Below are 16773 nucleotides of genomic sequence, written 5' to 3'. Positions count from 1 at the left end.
TTTGAAAAAACCGAAATATGGAAAAACATTTCGAACTTTCCGACCAAGAATTTGAAAAACGGTTCATAAACTGCCAATTAAATCCATCGGACTTTTCTCATGAGGCTCATCTAAGGTTGGCGTGGATCTGTATTGACCAGTATGGAATTGAAGGAGCGGAAAAATATATACCAGTCCATCTGCAAAAATTCGTAAAATCCGTTGGAGCCAATGACAAGTACAATATGACTTTGACAATAGCTGCGATTAAAGCAGTTTATCATTTTAAGTTAAAATCAAAGTCGAATAATTTTAAGGACTTTATTACTGAATTCCCACGTTTGAAAACGAATTTCAAAGACTTGATTTCCTGCCATTACGGATTTGATATATATAATTCGGAAAGAGCAAAAATGGAATTTCTGGAACCAGACTTAATGGCGTTTGACTGAATAAAAATTGGATTCAAAATGAACGGAGCTAGAAATCTAATTGGCAACGTGGAAGAAAAACCAATGACAACACAACCTATAAACAATACGGGCTTCGGGCTCAAATGAAAGGTTTGCGTATTTTTATGAAGTCCGTAAAATCTTTTGGATTTTGCTTCTTAGTGTGAAAAAAAAGAAAACCAAAAGATCCGCTATGTGCGTGACGGAAAGCAAACGCAAGGTTACTCCCGTACTGTTCATAGCTAAACCGTTAGCATCAAAAAATGAATTAACATGAGAAAACTTCTACCTATTCTTTTTCTAACAATTTCTGTGGTTGTTTATTCTCAGGGAGCAAAAAAGCCAATCATCGATATCCATTTGCACGGATATAGCTCAATTCCTCCAAATGTCCAAGCTTCTTGGGCTGGTGAATCATATGCACAGGAACTCACTTCACCACAGAATTCGGAAAGGCATCTCCAGATGGTCACCGAGGAAATGGAAAAAAACAACATAAAGCTTGGTGTAATCAGCAGTACAAGCTTAGAAGCACTTAAAAAATGGAAAACCAACGCACCTGAATTAATTTTGACCGGAATTCAAACCGATGAACTTGGTCGACCGATCCTGTCTCCAGATTCCCTAAAGATTCTCTTCGAAAAGGGGGAAGTGGACATTTTAGGCGAGCTGGGACTCCAATACTTTGGGTTATCACCTGATGTTCCAACCATGGCCCCCTATTACAAAATAGCTGAAGAGAATGGCATACCGGTATGTTTACATACAGGATTAGGTCCTCCGGGAGGACCACACAGCTTTGCACCAAAATTCAGAACAACCCTTGGAAAACCAACCCTATTTGAACCAGTATTGGTCAAACATCCCAATCTAAAGGCTTTTTTAGCCCATGCCGGTTATCCTTATATCCAGGAAACAATTGCTATGATGTATGTCTACCCCAAGCTATACACTGATATTGGTGTGTTGACTTGGGCATTGCCCATAGAAGCCTTTTATTCAACCCTAAAGCAGCTTATGGATGCCGGTTTTGGCAAGCGCATTATGTTTGGATCTGATCAGATGATGTGGCCGGGAGCCATTTCCATTGCGGTTAAAACAGTTAAAGAAGCACCATTCCTTACAGAAAGCGAAAAAAGAGACATACTCTATAATAATGCCGCCCGCTTTTTGGAGCTTTCCCCCGAGGTGATATCAAGTCACCAAAAATGATGGATGCATTAATTCTGATGCCAACAATGTATAGGCAGCATTGAAACGTTCGTCTATACCGAACCGTTGACGGTCATTTTAAAGGACAACAAGAAGATGAATAACCATAATTGAAGGAAGAATTATGCAAGCCACATTTGAATTAAACGGAAACCTATTTATGTGCAGCGACAGTCCTCCTGTTCACAATTGGGATTTTACACCTGCCATTTCGAACTATATTGAATGTGAAAATAAACTTGAAAGACTATTTTCAAAATTCTCTGAAAACGATAATGTTACTATATCTTTAAACAACAATGTTCCAGCCAAAATTTTGGTTGGGTAATTGACCAATTTGGTATTTCTTGGCAATTGAACTTACAATAAAAAAAACGAACCGCCGACAATGGTCATGGGTAATTGCTTATTCTCGCCTAGTTCTGAAAATCCTCGCAACTATTCATAGCCGAGACCATAATGGCGTTTAAAAAATAATGGAAATGGAAAGAACAAATAATCAGATAGACAGAAGAACGGCTTTAAAGGCCTACTCTTTAACTTTTATGGGTCTGTCCCTTCCTGGGTTGGCACTTGCCAACAATGATCTAATTTGGTCAAATAGGCCATCAAATGATGAAGATATTCCTGAACACTTTCCAAATATTGATCCTGAGATAATAGCAGAGGTCGTGGGTAAATCCCATTTTGACTTGGACCGTGTGAAAGAAATTGTAGAAAAAAGGCCTGAGCTTTCAAGGTCTGTATGGGAATGGCGTTTTGGTGATTTCGAATCAGCCATAGGTGCCGCATCTCATGTAGGCAGAAGAGATATCGCTATGTACCTGATAAGCAAAGGTGCTAGACCCACAATTTTTACTTTTGCAATGCTGGGTGCATTTCATGTAATAAAGTCTGTTGTTAAATCTACACCCGGTATACAACGGAGCACAGGGCCCCATGGTATCAGCTTATTGGACCATGCATATGCTGGAGAAAGAATGAAGGATAAAATGACTGAAAAGGAGATCAATGATTTACGGTTAACTATCGAATATTTGGAATCGTTGGGAGATGCAGGTGGCGAACAATACTTAGATGTAAATTCACAAGAACAAAAAAAATATCTGGGAAATTACAAGTATGGTGAAGGCGAACAAGACGGTTTTACTATTGATATAAATATGAGGAAATTGCTTTCTTTAGGACCAATAGGAGGATTTGGAGGAGCTCTTTATAAAATCGGAGATAATAAATTTACCTATAATGGTGCCCCTTCAGTAATCATTACTTTTCAGATGCAGAATGAAACCATCAAATCATTGACAGTCTCAGAACCTGGGTTGACAATAGTTGCTGACAAAGTCTCATAACCGTCCTATATTATTCTGATCAACAAATAGTTAGATTATATTGATAAAAAGACAGCACTACCAAACCTATAAGCAATACAGCCCTCCAGGAAGCTAATGCTCATAGCCGAAGCCGTTACCTGCAAGCAGAAAAACCAGTGAAAACATATTTACCAATAATTCTGATTTTATCCAGTATCAAATTAACAATTCAATGGTTTGGAAATCGAAATTACGGGTTCCATCGTGACGAATTACTTCATTTATCCGTTAGCGAGCATCTAAATTGGGGATTTATGGAATTTCCGCCCCTCATAGGTTTAATTGGAAAAATATCCTATTTGGTATTCGATTATTCGCTTTTGGGAATGCGACTTTTCCCTACGCTTGCAGGTGTAGGGATTCTTGTCTTATGTTGTTTGATGGCCAAAGAGTTGGGCGGTAAGTCCAAAGCTATTTTACTTTCGGGTATCTGTATACTGGCCTTCTGGCCCTTTTTCCGAAATCATACACTATTCCAGCCTGTTGCGTTTGACCAATTTTTCTGGACACTGGGGTTTTACTACCTGATCAGATTCATAAACTCACAAGACAAAAAGTTTCTACTTTTTTTGGGAATATCCCTGGGGCTGGGCCTAATGAACAAATACACCATATTGGTTTGGGCATTTGGGATTTTTATTGGTTTGTTCTTCTATCAAAAAGGAAAATTATTCAAGAACAAATGGCTATACGTTTCGGCATGCATTGCGCTCTTAATTTTCTTACCAAATATACTCTGGCAAGCTCAAAACGGCTTTCCGATTTTGAAGCATTTGGAAGTATTGAGTCAAAAACAATTGTCTGGAATTCATCCGATGGAATTTGCCCTGGTACAATTATACTTTCCGTTTACATTGGTTATCAGCATTTTGGGTGTAATCGCGCTCCTCGTCGGCAAAAACCTGAAAAAGTACAAAGTCATTGGAATTGCAACGCTGGTAATATTTTCCACCATGTGGATCCTAAATTCCAAAGCCTATTATTTTTTTGCTGCTTACCCTGTTCTTTTTGCAAGCGGAGCCGTTAAAATAGAAGCTTTGCTTTCTAGAAAACCATCACTCATTTACATATTCGGATTTATTTTGCTCATACCCTCCATCTATTTTATCCCAGAAGCCACTCCAGTGCTTGACATTGAAAAATTTGTGGAATACAAAGGCTTAGAGGAGAAAAACGGACGCATAGAACTCACTGGGGATTACGCCGATATGTTTGGCTGGGAAGAACAAGTAAAATTAGTGGATAGTGTGTACCAATCCTTGAGCCTTGAAGAAAAAAACAACTGTGTTTTATGGGCGGAAAATTATGGGGAGGCAGGAGCTCTCAAAATACTGGGAAAAAAATACGATTTACCAAACCCAATCAGTAGGCATGGGAGTTTTTGGATTTGGGGTTACGGAAATAAAGATGCCGATGTTTGGATCAGTTTGGGTAATGAAAAACCATCTGTGGAATATGTTTTTGAAGAAATGGAATTGGTAAAAATAATAACTCACAAATATGCAATTGGGGAAGAAAACGGAATTCCCCTTTACATTTGTAGAAAGCCAAAGATTGATATTGAAAAATGGTGGAAAGATTATGAAGAACATATATTCGACTAAAAAATCAGTAGGTAACGATGGGTAATATGCATTGCGAACCCATTTTATACCAAACATTGTGCTAGTACTTAAAATATCAACCAAATACGGAAAATGAAAAAGACCAATGTGTCAATTGTGGATATTTCCATGAAAATGGATAAACCTATTATTCGGGGGTTTTTGCAAGATATTGTTTATAACCCATTACAAATTTTAACTAACTTCAACCTTATTAATGGTAAAAAATATGAAACGGATTTTCACCTTTCTCGCATTCTTATCTTTACTACTACTCTTTAGCTGCAAGGATGGCAGCAAAAAAGACAATAAAGTGGAGAAGACAACAAATACCTGGGAGGTTGATTTCTTTGATGATTTCGAAACATTCAATCCCGACAATTGGCAGGACCAACGAATTTGGGTAAATAATGAGAACCATTGCTACGTGCCCGATAATGAATTCGGAACACGGGAGGTTAGTGATGGCACACTAAAATTGAAAGTGGTCAATATTGGCGAGAAACGCCCCTGCGATAATATGGATAAACACGGTAATCAACATCCCGATACCGAGTACGTTGCTGGCCGCATAGCATCAAAGAACCGGAGGGAATTCATTAAAGGTAAATGGACAGCTCGATTAAAACTGTGGGGCAATGGCGAACCCAGTATGTTTCCAGCCTGGTGGATATTGGGCGCACAAAACAATGAGCCCCCAGTACAGGAGGCTGATGAAAACATTTGTTGGCCGTTGACCGGGTCTGGTGAGATTGATATTTTTGAACACCACGGAGATCACTTAGCGAACAAATTTACGACAGGAGCTATAAAAAGCTTGGGGGAATGCGATAAAGCAGATTGGATGAACTATCGCACCAATATTGATGCAACGCTCAATGAATTTCACGAATACTCAGTAGAATGGCAGGGCAGTGACCTGGTGTATCGCCTGGATGGTAAAGAAGTATATCGAAATGTTGGTGAAGGTGATAATTATCCAGAACCCATGTTTGCCATTTTAAACTACGCCAAAATCACGGACTCACCGATGACGGGTGAGTGGGTCATGGAAGTAGACTGGGTAAAGCATGAGTATAAGAAATGATCACTATCCGAACAGTACCAGAATTTGGAGACAAAAAGACCAACTGACTGCCAGTCACTCCAATAAAAAGGTCTCTTTAAATATATTGCCATAAAACGGACGTACAACAAGGCACAGATTATATGAGACCACTAATAATAATTGCATGAACAGTGCTATTCAAAATATAATTTATCAATTAGAAGATATCCAATACGGAAAACCTTGGATTGGGAGTACTTTTTTGAACAGGTTAAAACAAGTGGATGAAAATGAATACTTTGAAAGACCCATTAAGGATTTGCACAGTGTTGCTGAGATAATTTCCCATTTGACACTTTGGCGCAGTGAAGCAATTTTAAAAATTAGAACAGGTGAGGGAAGCTGTACCGATGATTGCGAAGAAAATTGGTTGACCAACGATAAACTCAAAGTTGTCGGCTGGAAAAAAATCAAATCCTCCTACGACAAAACGCTATCTGATCTAATAGAACTGTTGCATTCCAAAAATGATGACTTTCTTGCTGAACAATACTATGATACTGACTTCAAAGGCTTATACACATACAACTGGTTGCTGAATGGAATGATACAGCACGATGCATATCATTTGGGCCAGATAGGGATTGTGATAAAGTATCTGAACATGAAATAGCAGTCGCCAGCAATGGCACAAAATCAAAAAATTAAAGTAGTGATCAAAAAAATAGATTTCGGCAAAACTGTCCTACTTTGCCAACGCACCTTCTCGATTGTTGCATTGCAGAAGTCGTCACAGCAAAATTGTGCCCGAGACCGAGCATCACAATTTGAGAAATGAAGCCTGAAAATTCAAAAATTACAATTCATATGGTTTCCAGTCTTGATGGTTTTATCGCCAAGAAAGACGGAAGTGTTTCTTGGATGCATTCAACAGATAGCTACAATAAAGGAATTGAGCTGACCAAAGAGTATGTTTCCAATTTCCTTGAATCAATAGACTGTTATGTAATGGGTTCACGTACCTACGAACACGCAGTTAAACTTGGTTGGCCCTATGGAGATACTCCCGTTTTCGTTTTGACCAATAGAGATTTAATATCAGACAAAAAAACTGTTCAATTTCTATCTGGCGACTTGGCCAAAATTGTGGCCAACAATGTAAGACCTAGATATAGCAACATTTGGATGGTCGGAGGAGCTATGCTTACGAAAGAATTTCTAAGACTAGGATTGGCAGATAGCATAAACATAACAATCATACCGATTATTTTAGGGAACGGAACCCTTTTCTTTGATTATATTGGGAAAGAACAGTTGTTGCATTTAAAAGATGTTACAGCCTTCAAGGATGGAATGGTCGAACTATGGTATGAGATAAGATAGGAATAAAGGTATTGAAACCACCATTTGTTGAGAGCGTTATCTGGCAATCTAAAAATTTTATGGGCAAAGCCGAAAACCAATCCAGAGTAGGCAAACAAAACAGAATAATATGAGCGAACAATTAAAAAGTATGACCGAGAGGCATTGTGAAAACCCACCTGCAAAATACGATGATTTGAAGGTGCTATTTCTAAATTGCACTCTCAACAGAACACCGGTTCTTTCCCATACTGAAGGTCTGATAAACGTTGCTCAAAAAATATTTGAGGCCAATGGAGCAAGCACAAAAATTATTAGGCCCGTGGATTATGATATTCCGGCAGGGCTGGGATTGGATATGTCAAAAACTCCTGAATGGGACAAGGATGATTGGCCAATTATCCAAAAGGAAGTGGACGCTTGCGATATTCTAATTTTGTGTACCTCTGTTTGGTTGGGAGAAAAATCATCGGTTTGTAACCGAACTTTGGAAAGAATGTATGGCTACACACATCAATTCAACGAAAAAGGACAATATAGAGACTATGGCAAGGTTGGGGCCACTCTGATTACGGGAAATGAAGATGGCGTAAAGCACTGTGCAATGAACATTCTTTTCTCATTGTCGCACATTGGCTACACAATCCCCCCTCAAGCCGATGCCGGTTGGATGGGAGAAGCTGGACCTGGACCATCTTATAGGGATGAGGGCTCTGGTGGTCCTGAAAATGATTTCACTAATAGAAACACTACATTTTTGGTTTGGAACTGCCTACATCTAGCTCGAATGCTCAAAGACAATGGAGGCGTTCCGGCGTATGGCAATCAACCTGATGAATGGCAAGCTGGGTGCAAAGCCGGATTTGATAGCCCTGAGCACAAAAGATAATAAGTGCCGTTAACAAAGTGTACAGCCTATTGTTCCTAATTTTCAAAGGAATTTAGCACAATCTTCTTTAACAAAATGCCTGCGGTCGTTCAATTCAGATCGATTCGCCATATTCTCCCTTTGAGCTAATTTCCTCAACGGCCGAGAGATATTACGGTCCATTTGCCCAAAATAACGTAAGTTTATATCCGGACAGAAAAGGCTATCGCTGGACTGGCCCGTTAAATTTAATTGCCAAGCCAACCACGAATTGCCTCCAATGACCTAGCTAATAGTTGCTGGAATTATAGTAACAAGTTCCCCTTTGGTCATACAGTGATTAACAATCATTAAAATGAATCAGATGAAAGCCATAGGGAAATTAGGGCTTATAGCCTTTGTTTTTTGGACATCTACAACAAATATTCTTGCCCAAAACACCGTTCAACACATCTTTGGGGGCCATTTTCTTGACGTCCACGAAGATCGAATGGAAAAAAATGTGCTTATTTCTGTTCAAAACGGAAGAATAATTGCATTAACCCGCAACCCTGACCTATCAAAATACGATGACTTTATTGACCTCTCTGAATATACACTGCTTCCTGGCCTCATTGATTGCCACACGCATCTAACGGACCCCTCTTTTGATAAAACCAAGGATGTTTATGAGTTACCCATAGCATCGTATGGAATTCTTGGAGCAAAATATGCAAAACAAACACTACAAGCTGGGTTCACAACAGTTCGCGATGTAGGAGCAGATTTCTATGTTGACATTGCATTACGGGACGCAATTAATAAAAACTGGATTGAGGGTCCAAGAATGTATGTGAGCGGAAAGGCAATTACCATGACAGGCGGACATGGTGTTTGGGCCAATTGGATGGCACCTCAATTCAGACTCGAACCTAACCCGGGAAATCCTGTTGATGGAGCGCTGGAAGTTAGGAAAAGAGCCAGAACCCTAATAAAAAATGGGGTCAATCTTTTAAAAATCAATGCCACCGGCGGTTTTGGAACATCAAACTCCATCCCAGGAGCAGCATCATTTACCATTGAAGAAATGAAAGCTGCAGTAGAAGAAGCAAACAAAAGAGGCATTAAAGTGGCAGCTCATTCCCACGGAGCAGACGGAATTAAGAATGCGGTCAAAGCAGGCGTAAATTCCATTGAACATGGAACATTTCTAGATCACGAGGCGGTTGATTTAATCAAAGAACATAACGTATTTCTAGTAATGGATTTGTTAGCTGCATACGTAAGCCTCATGGAAATGAATGAAGACATCAGTGACAAAGGAATAACTAAAAATAACCAGGAATTGTACGAGGATTTTGCTGAAAAATTTGGGTTCGCATACAAACAAGGGGTTAAAATGGCTTTCGGTTCTGATGCATCAATATATGAACATGGTAGAAACGCCGAGCAATTCAAACTAATGAGGGACGCAGGAATGAAACCCATTGACATTCTTAAATCGGTAACTATAAATGCAGCAGAACTTATCGGAATTGAAAAAAACACGGGCAGTATAGACGTCGGGAAATGGGCGGATATCATAGGCGTAAAAGGCAATCCGTTAGATGATATTCAAGTATTGGAAAATGTGGATTTTGTAATGAAAGAGGGCATTATTTATAAGAGCAAATAGCAACTATGGTATTCAAAAAATAGTATAACAGGAGCGACAAAACCTCCAATTCCCAAACCTTTGTAAACGTTATGCGCTACTTTCCGCAAAAACCCTACTTTTGGCGAAAATTCTATGGGTTTGAAAAAGACCATCCTCATCATCTGGGTTTTCTGCCATCTTGTTGTTTCGGCCCAAGAAGAAACAGCAACTCAAGGCAGGCAAATAAACATTGTTTACGGAGCCAATTTCACTAAGGATGAAGCTCAATTTCCGGGTGCTTCCATTTTTAGCAAAGATGATGAACGCCAGGTCCAATTTGAACACCAAGGCGCTGATCTATGGTGCGATATTGCCATTTTTTACACCCAAGAGAATCGTCTTAAGGCCATTGGGAACATTCGCCTACAACAAGGCGACTCTATAGAGATGAACAGCGGAAAAATGGACTACGATGGCAATACCAAACTCGCTAAAGCTTGGGAAAATGTAGACTTGACCAACGGGCAAATGACCTTGACCACGGATACCCTATATTTTGATCGCGAAAAACAAGAATCCTACTACCGCTCAGGGGGCAAGGTGGTAGATTCTGCCAACGTTCTGACAAGTAGAGTGGGCACTTACTTTATGACCCCAAAAAAGTACCAGTTTCGCGATAGTGTCCATATAGACAATCCTGATTATATCATCGACTCTGAGCAGTTGGATTATTACACCACATCAAAAAATGCATACATGTACGGTCCTTCAACAATTACCGGAGAAGAGTACAAAATATACTGCGAGCGTGGTTTTTACGACACCAAAATCGAACAGGGGTATGGCATTAAGAATACCAAAATCAACTATGACAACAAAATCATTGAAGGCGACAGCCTCTACTTCGACAAGGCATCTGAGTTCGCCTCTGCGGTGAACAACATTAAAATCACCGATACCATCAACAATGGTGTCATCAAAGCACATTATGCTGAAGTACATAAGTCCAAAGATTCGGTTTTTGCAACCAAGAGAGCGGTTTCCATAAGTTTAGTGGAAAAAGATTCTCTCTATATGCACGGTGATACTTTAATGGTGACCGGTAAGCCTGAGGAACGTATTTTGCGGGCATTCCGAAATGCCAAATTCTATAAAACCGACCTTAGCGGAAAGTGCGATTCCATACATTTTGATCAAAAAACAGGGGTAACCCAATTGATTACCGAACCTATACTTTGGAATGTTGAAAACCAGATAACCGGGGATAGCATCCATCTCATTTCCGATTTGGAAACTGAAAAACTGGATTCTCTAAAGGTGATTGAAAATGCCTTTATCATTTCATTGGATACCATTGGCAACGAAGGGTATAACCAGGCCAAGGGGAAGAATCTTTTTGGAAAGTTCATAGAAAACGAACTTAAAATCATCGATTTGGTCCAGAATACCGAGGTCATATACTATGTATACAACGACGATGATGAGTTAGTGGGCATTGACAAGACTATTTGCAGCAAAATTCGATTGTTGATGGCCAATAATGATATTGAGGACATCACTTTCTTTATCAATCCAGACGGCGATATTTTCCCAGAAACCGAATTGCCCGTTGAGAGCAGAAAACTGAAAGGTTTCGTATGGCGGGGAGATGAACGGATACGCTCTAAAGATGAGATTTTTGATGAGGATGACAACAATATTGAACTGGTCAAAATTAGAGGTCTTGACAATCCAATTGACATTGATGCCGAAGAACAAGAACGGCAGGAGAACGAAAATGACCCAGTGAACAATTTACAGCGTTCCAAGGCTCTAAAACCCAAAAAAATAGCCGTAAAGAAAGTGCCGACACAACAATGACCCAAGAAGATTTCTATACATATCAAGCACAAACCACTCCACATCCATTGGGTTTGGAAGTATCCCATGCCAAGGGCAGCTACATTTACGACCGAGAAGGAAACGCACATTTGGACTTTGTGGCCGGGGTATCGGCCTGTGGATTGGGGCATGGTCATCCCCGGGTAATCAATGCAATCAAAGAGCAAGTCGACCGCTATATGCACGTTATGGTGTATGGGGAATATATACAAGGACCTGCGGTGGGATTTTCCAAACTTTTAGCTTCATATCTTCCCAAAAATTTGGAAACCACCTATTTGGTAAATTCTGGCACCGAAGCCATGGAAGGAGCCTTGAAATTAGCTCGTAGATTTACAGGCCGTTCACAATTAATAGCGGCTCACCACGCCTATCACGGGAATACCATGGGGAGTCTCAGCATTATGGGCTACGAAGAGCGAAAAAGTGCTTTTAGACCATTGATACCCGATGTACGGTTTATCCAGTTCAACGAAGAAGCAGATTTGGAAAAAATCACCACTAAGACCGCCGCTGTGGTATTGGAAACCATTCAAGGTGGAGCCGGTTTTATTCTTCCAAAAAATGACTACCTTAAAAAAGTTAGGGAACGCTGCAATGAAGTCGGGGCCTTGCTCATATTGGATGAAATTCAACCTGGATTTGGAAGAACTGGAAAACTTTTCGCTTTTGAACACTACGACTGTGTTCCCGATATATTGGTCATAGGCAAGGGTATGGCATCGGGACTGCCAGTGGGTGCCTTTGTGGCTTCCAAAAAAATGATGGCCACACTGCAACACGGCCCAAAACTGGGCCACATTACTACTTTTGGTGGAAATCCCGTAATTGCGGCAGCCAGTTTCGCCACTTTACAAGAAATAACAGAATCACAGTTAATGCAACAGACTTTGGAAAAGGAAAAACTGTTTAAAGCACGATTGAAACACCCCTTAATCAGCGAAATTCGAGGCAAAGGACTTATGCTCGCCCTAATTTTAAAGAACAGGGAAATCGCCAATCACCTAGTACGGACCGCCGCTAAAGAAAGGCTTATTCTTTTTTGGTTGTTGTTTGAACCCAAGGCGGTTAGAATCTCCCCTCCCTTAACCATTTCAATGAAAGAAATAGAGCAGGGTTGCGACCAAATCATCAAGATTTTGAATGACTGTAATTCCATTTCTGTTAACTAATTTGTTGATAACATACCGAAAATGCTGACTTAAACACCTTGTCAAAAGGTTAATTTTAAGTCCATAGTATAACCAAATACGTTCCTATGGCGTTAGATTCTAACGAATATCCTGATAAATCCATTAATAAGTTCGAGTCCATGCTCAAGACAGACGATGTCTATTTTTTCGATGCCGAGGACTTTGAAGAAATCATCCACCACTACTTGAACCTTGGAAAAATATCCTTGGGTAAGAAGGCCATCCAAATTGGTTTGGAGCAACATCCAAATTCTTTGGAGTTGAAGTTATTGCAAGTGGAAGTGCTGACTTTTGAGGACAAATATGCAGCTGCCGAAAAATTATTGGATGAAATTCAACATATTGATGCACACAATGAGGAAATCTTTATTCAGCGTGCCAACATATACTCCAAACAGGACAACCATGAAAAGGCGGTCAATCTGCTTTTGGAAGCTTTGCACCTTGCAGACAATAGCTTTGACATCTATTCCCTTCTAGGCATGGAATATCTCTTCATGGATGATTATAAGCATGCCAAAGAAAGTTTTATGAAATGCGTTGAGCTGGATGACAATGACTACTCCTCGCTATACAATGTTGTTTACTGCTTTGAATTCTTGGAGGATTACGATGGCGCTATTCATTACCTGAACGATTATCTGGAGAGAAATCCCTATTGCGAAGTGGCTTGGCACCAGTTGGGCAAGATGTATTATGCCGTGGATATGTTCCAAGAAGCACTTGCCGCTTATGATTTTGCCATCATTTCAGATGACACCTTTATGGGTGCATATTTTGAAAAAGGCAAAGTCTTGGAAAAGTTAGGTCGCTACAATGAGGCTGTGGAAAACTACGAAACCACCATTTCTATTGAAGACCCAACTTCCCATGCCTATTTGCGCATTGGTAAATGCCATGAAAAATTGGGAAACACCGATTTGGCCAAATACTATTACTACAATACGGTTCATGAAGACCCCCTATTGGACAAAGGTTGGTTGGCTATTACAGATTTCCATTACAACCAGCAAAACTATAAGAAGGCTCTTCATTATATCAACAAGGCCATCAACATAGACGGTGAAAATCCCTTGTATTGGAAAAAAGCTGCTAAGACCTACATAGCGCTTGAAAACCTTGATGAAGCTGATTTTGCTTTTAAGCACACGGTAGATTTGGGCAATTATGAGTTGGACACTTGGCTTGGATGGGCCGAAGTCCTCAAAAGGTTGGAGGATTACAATTCTTCAATTCAGGTGTTGGTACAAGGACTTGAATTTTATCCAGAGAGCTCAGAGTTACACTATAAGCTTGCTGGGGTCTACTTTAGAAACAAAGAAACCTTGGCCGCCAGGGAAAACTTGGTCAAGGCCATGCACAAGGACATGGAACAGCTTGAATCCTTCAAAGAAGAGTTCCCGGAATTCAAAAAATTTAGATGGCTGCAATTATTGGTTTCTGAAGTAAAAAAAACCACTACCTAACAAAAGGTATTTTTACACCAGTCCATGAAATCACGCCAACTACTGGATTATATCATCATTACCTTCAAGGGAATAGCCATGGGGGCCGCCGATGTGGTTCCGGGAGTATCTGGAGGCACCATTGCATTTATTTCAGGAATTTATGAAGAGCTCATCACCTCCATCAACAATATTAATCTATCCCTTTTTTCAACACTTAAAAAAGACGGGGTGAAAGCCTTTTGGGACCAACTGAATGGCAATTTTTTGCTGGCCTTATTTTTGGGAATCTTTATCAGTGTAATTTCTCTTGCCAAGTTCTTGAGCTGGTTGCTGGAAAATAAGCCAATTCTGCTATGGTCCTTCTTTTTTGGTCTTGTTCTGGCCAGCATCATTTTTGTGGGAAAAGAGATTGCTAAATGGAATTTGGGAACCATTTTCATGTTGCTTTTTGGCGCACTTTTGGCCTACTTTATCACGGAACTTCCAGCAAGTGAAAATGTGGACAGTTTACCCTATCTGTTTCTGTCTGGGGCTTTGGCCGTGTGTGCCATGATTCTGCCAGGCATATCGGGAGCATTCATACTAGTATTATTGGGTTCGTACAAAACTATATTGGATTCCGTTCATCAACGTGATGTTACAACGATATTGGTTGTAGGTGTCGGGGCAATTTTTGGGCTATTGAGCTTCGCAAGGCTACTAAAGTGGATGTTCAACCATTACAAAAACATAACCTTGGCTCTATTGACAGGTTTTATCTTAGGATCTTTGAACAAAATATGGCCTTGGAAAAAAGTATTGGAGACCAAAACGTTTGGCGACAAGTCCATCGTTGTCGATGATGTTAATGTTTGGCCAACAGCCTTTGAGGGCAACAATCAGTTATTACCTGCTTTAATACTAGCCATGATAGGTTTTTCGCTTATTTTTATCCTGGAAAGATTAGCTTCCAAAAAATAGTACAAAACCAAATTGGCACATGCATCAGCCTAGAACATTTCTAGACAAATTCTTCTTGGTCATCAAGGGACTCTGTATGGGTGCGGCCAATAAAGTACCCGGAGTTTCCGGCGGAATCGTGGCCTTTGTGGGCGGGTTTTATGAAGAATTCATCTATTCTTTACAAAAGTTGAATGTAAAGGCCCTTAAACTACTTTTTAATGGTAGAATAAAAAGTTTTTTAAGATATACCAACGCCCAATTTTTAGTCTTGCTCATATTTGGCATGCTGGTCAGTTATTTTAGCGTCTCGCAGGTACTGGACTATTTTTTGGAACGAAAAGAACTATTTGTTTGGGCTTCCTTTTTTGGAATGATTTTGGGCTCCATTTATTACATAGGCAAGGATTTTGAACCGTGGAACCGACGCACTGTCTTTGCAGCCATTTTAGGACTTGTGATTGGTGTTTCCATAAGTTTTCTGAGTCCGGCAAGGGAAAATGACAATTTGTTTTTCATCTTTTTCTGTGGTATTATAAGTGTTTCGGGAATGACCATGCCCGGACTCTCGGGGTCTTTTATACTAATTCTCCTTGGAAACTATGTGCTGTTATTGGTGGACTCCGTAAATGCACTATACGACACTTTCAAAGATATATTTTCTTGGAATTTCGATTTTCTGGATAATCCAGAACGCATGGAAACCTTAAAGATATTGGCCGTTTTCACCCTGGGATCTGCTACGGGGTTGGTAAGTTTTTCCCATGTTTTAAGTTTTGTCTTGAAACATTTCAAGACCACTACCACAGCAGTTATCTTAGGCTTTATAACGGGTTCTTTGGGTGTACTTTGGCCTTGGAAACGCACACTTTACAAGCAAGATGCCTTTGGAAATCCCCTTATGGATTCCAACGGTGATAGAATAATACTCAACTATGAGCGGTATCTTCCTGACATGGCCAATATGGAAACTTGGTGGGCCATGTGCTTTATTGTTCTCGGAGTTTTGGTGTTATTGATTTTGGATTGGTATGGAAAAAAAAGAAAGGAAAGAAAACAGGTACGGGTTACTAGGTAAGAATATAGGATATTCTTTTTCTCAAGGTTATTTTACCAAAAAGTTTAAGGATTTGGGCTTAGCGGACCACAGCTACCAGAATTTTGATATTGAGACCATTTCCAAAGTTGAAGATATTTTACAGCAGCAAGGGATAAAGGGTTTGAACGTTACCATACCCTATAAACAAGAAATTATTCCTTATTTGGACCGATTAGACCCAATTGCTCAAAAAATTGGTGCTGTCAACACTATAAAAATCGCTCCAAAAGGTCTAATAGGGTACAACACTGATGCTCATGGATTTAAAACGGCCTTACTGCCCTTTTTGAAAGCCCAGCACGTCAAAGCCCTTGTTTTGGGTACAGGTGGTGCCTCGAAAGCAATTTGCTTTGTATTGGACGAACTGGACATAAAACACACCTATGTCTCCCGGAGCAAAAAGAAAAATCAATTGCTCTATGACGAATTGGACGAAAGCGTTATGCAAACCCACACACTGATCATCAACTGCACACCAGTGGGCACTTACCCCAATATTGAAGACCGACCCCCCATCCCCTACCAATATGTGGGCGAAAAGCACTTATTGTTTGACCTTATCTATAACCCAGAAAAAACACGTTTCCTGACATTGGGAGAGCAAAAGGGAGCAGCCATCTGCAATGGAAAGACAATGTTGGTGGGGCAAGCCGAAAAGGCGTGGGAAATTTGGAACACCCCTGACTAACTCCAAATTAAT

Annotated in this window: 17 protein-coding genes; all 17 read left to right on the top strand. The window is 40.1% G+C overall.

The genetic code is table 11. The features are described 5' to 3' along the window. Positions 1-17: 17 nt before the first annotated feature. The 17 genes from GTQ34_RS00835 (at position 18) to GTQ34_RS00755 (ending at position 16761) form a co-directional block, all read left to right on the top strand. Entirely contained in the window at positions 18-431 is a 414-nt protein-coding gene (locus GTQ34_RS00835) for a hypothetical protein (protein WP_166521864.1), read from the top strand. 273 nt (positions 432-704) lie between these two features. Further along, the gene (locus tag GTQ34_RS00830) at positions 705-1643 is read left to right on the top strand and encodes an amidohydrolase family protein (RefSeq protein WP_166521863.1); all 939 of its coding nucleotides are present in this window, start codon (positions 705-707) and stop codon (positions 1641-1643) included. 124 nt (positions 1644-1767) lie between these two features. Continuing rightward, the gene (locus GTQ34_RS16985; protein WP_208103803.1) at positions 1768-1971 is read left to right on the top strand and encodes a VOC family protein; all 204 of its coding nucleotides are present in this window, start codon (positions 1768-1770) and stop codon (positions 1969-1971) included. A 154-nt stretch (positions 1972-2125) separates the two neighbouring features. Beyond that, the gene (locus tag GTQ34_RS16695) at positions 2126-2995 is read left to right on the top strand and encodes a hypothetical protein (RefSeq protein ID WP_208103802.1); all 870 of its coding nucleotides are present in this window, start codon (positions 2126-2128) and stop codon (positions 2993-2995) included. A 275-nt stretch (positions 2996-3270) separates the two neighbouring features. Next, the gene (locus GTQ34_RS00815; protein ID WP_235914938.1) at positions 3271-4620 is read left to right on the top strand and encodes an ArnT family glycosyltransferase; all 1350 of its coding nucleotides are present in this window, start codon (positions 3271-3273) and stop codon (positions 4618-4620) included. A gap of 93 nt (positions 4621-4713) precedes the next feature. Next, positions 4714-4902 carry a hypothetical protein gene (locus GTQ34_RS00810; protein ID WP_166521710.1) on the top strand — a complete coding sequence of 63 codons (189 nt, stop codon included), beginning with the start codon at positions 4714-4716 and terminating at the stop codon, positions 4900-4902. 31 nt (positions 4903-4933) lie between these two features. Beyond that, on the top strand, positions 4934-5707 hold the full coding sequence (locus GTQ34_RS00805) for a glycoside hydrolase family 16 protein (RefSeq protein ID WP_313790397.1): 774 nt from the start codon (positions 4934-4936) through the stop codon (positions 5705-5707). A 145-nt stretch (positions 5708-5852) separates the two neighbouring features. Next, positions 5853-6341: a DinB family protein gene (locus GTQ34_RS00800; protein ID WP_166521860.1), complete on the top strand. Its 489-nt coding sequence runs from the start codon at positions 5853-5855 to the stop codon at positions 6339-6341. Positions 6342-6502: 161 nt separating this feature from the next. Continuing rightward, on the top strand, positions 6503-7051 hold the full coding sequence (locus GTQ34_RS00795) for a dihydrofolate reductase family protein (RefSeq protein ID WP_166521859.1): 549 nt from the start codon (positions 6503-6505) through the stop codon (positions 7049-7051). A 109-nt stretch (positions 7052-7160) separates the two neighbouring features. Beyond that, positions 7161-7919 carry a flavodoxin family protein gene (locus GTQ34_RS00790; protein ID WP_166521858.1) on the top strand — a complete coding sequence of 253 codons (759 nt, stop codon included), beginning with the start codon at positions 7161-7163 and terminating at the stop codon, positions 7917-7919. Positions 7920-8262: 343 nt separating this feature from the next. Continuing rightward, positions 8263-9552, top strand: a complete 1290-nt coding sequence (locus tag GTQ34_RS00785; protein WP_166521857.1) for a metal-dependent hydrolase family protein — start codon at positions 8263-8265, stop codon at positions 9550-9552. 114 nt (positions 9553-9666) lie between these two features. Next, entirely contained in the window at positions 9667-11373 is a 1707-nt protein-coding gene (locus GTQ34_RS00780; protein WP_166521856.1) for an OstA-like protein, read from the top strand. Further along, positions 11370-12566 carry an aspartate aminotransferase family protein gene (locus GTQ34_RS00775; protein WP_166521855.1) on the top strand — a complete coding sequence of 399 codons (1197 nt, stop codon included), beginning with the start codon at positions 11370-11372 and terminating at the stop codon, positions 12564-12566. Before GTQ34_RS00780 ends, GTQ34_RS00775 begins: the two co-directional genes overlap by 4 nt. An 86-nt stretch (positions 12567-12652) precedes the next feature. Beyond that, a complete protein-coding gene (locus GTQ34_RS00770) occupies positions 12653-14053 on the top strand; it encodes a tetratricopeptide repeat protein (RefSeq protein ID WP_166521854.1) in 1401 nt (466 codons plus the stop codon). A gap of 24 nt (positions 14054-14077) precedes the next feature. Further along, positions 14078-14995, top strand: coding sequence for a DUF368 domain-containing protein (locus GTQ34_RS00765; protein ID WP_166521853.1), 918 nt, complete (start codon positions 14078-14080; stop codon positions 14993-14995). Between the two features lie 19 nt (positions 14996-15014). Next, positions 15015-16052 (top strand): DUF368 domain-containing protein, encoded by a 1038-nt coding sequence (locus tag GTQ34_RS00760; protein WP_166521852.1) that lies wholly within the window; start codon positions 15015-15017, stop codon positions 16050-16052. Continuing rightward, complete coding sequence (locus tag GTQ34_RS00755) at positions 16006-16761, top strand: shikimate dehydrogenase family protein (RefSeq protein WP_166521851.1); 756 nt, start codon at positions 16006-16008, stop codon at positions 16759-16761. Before GTQ34_RS00760 ends, GTQ34_RS00755 begins: the two co-directional genes overlap by 47 nt. Positions 16762-16773 lie beyond the last annotated feature (12 nt).

The organism is Flagellimonas ochracea (assembly GCF_009903685.1).
Lineage (GTDB): Bacteria > Bacteroidota > Bacteroidia > Flavobacteriales > Flavobacteriaceae > Flagellimonas > Flagellimonas ochracea.
The sequence above is the reverse complement of the archived record's forward strand: the minus strand, read 5'-3'. Positions and strand labels throughout refer to the sequence as shown.

Coding starts and splice junctions, on each gene's coding strand:
- GTQ34_RS00835 (WP_166521864.1), top strand. CDS start 18: ATGGAAAAACATTTCGAACTTTCCGACCAAGAATTTGAAAAACGGTTC.
- GTQ34_RS00830 (WP_166521863.1), top strand. CDS start 705: ATGAGAAAACTTCTACCTATTCTTTTTCTAACAATTTCTGTGGTTGTT.
- GTQ34_RS16985 (WP_208103803.1), top strand. CDS start 1,768: ATGCAAGCCACATTTGAATTAAACGGAAACCTATTTATGTGCAGCGAC.
- GTQ34_RS16695 (WP_208103802.1), top strand. CDS start 2,126: ATGGAAAGAACAAATAATCAGATAGACAGAAGAACGGCTTTAAAGGCC.
- GTQ34_RS00815 (WP_235914938.1), top strand. CDS start 3,271: ATGGAATTTCCGCCCCTCATAGGTTTAATTGGAAAAATATCCTATTTG.
- GTQ34_RS00810 (WP_166521710.1), top strand. CDS start 4,714: ATGAAAAAGACCAATGTGTCAATTGTGGATATTTCCATGAAAATGGAT.
- GTQ34_RS00800 (WP_166521860.1), top strand. CDS start 5,853: ATGAACAGTGCTATTCAAAATATAATTTATCAATTAGAAGATATCCAA.
- GTQ34_RS00795 (WP_166521859.1), top strand. CDS start 6,503: ATGAAGCCTGAAAATTCAAAAATTACAATTCATATGGTTTCCAGTCTT.
- GTQ34_RS00790 (WP_166521858.1), top strand. CDS start 7,161: ATGAGCGAACAATTAAAAAGTATGACCGAGAGGCATTGTGAAAACCCA.
- GTQ34_RS00785 (WP_166521857.1), top strand. CDS start 8,263: ATGAAAGCCATAGGGAAATTAGGGCTTATAGCCTTTGTTTTTTGGACA.
- GTQ34_RS00780 (WP_166521856.1), top strand. CDS start 9,667: ATGGGTTTGAAAAAGACCATCCTCATCATCTGGGTTTTCTGCCATCTT.
- GTQ34_RS00775 (WP_166521855.1), top strand. CDS start 11,370: ATGACCCAAGAAGATTTCTATACATATCAAGCACAAACCACTCCACAT.
- GTQ34_RS00770 (WP_166521854.1), top strand. CDS start 12,653: ATGGCGTTAGATTCTAACGAATATCCTGATAAATCCATTAATAAGTTC.
- GTQ34_RS00765 (WP_166521853.1), top strand. CDS start 14,078: ATGAAATCACGCCAACTACTGGATTATATCATCATTACCTTCAAGGGA.
- GTQ34_RS00760 (WP_166521852.1), top strand. CDS start 15,015: ATGCATCAGCCTAGAACATTTCTAGACAAATTCTTCTTGGTCATCAAG.
- GTQ34_RS00755 (WP_166521851.1), top strand. CDS start 16,006: ATGGAAAAAAAAGAAAGGAAAGAAAACAGGTACGGGTTACTAGGTAAG.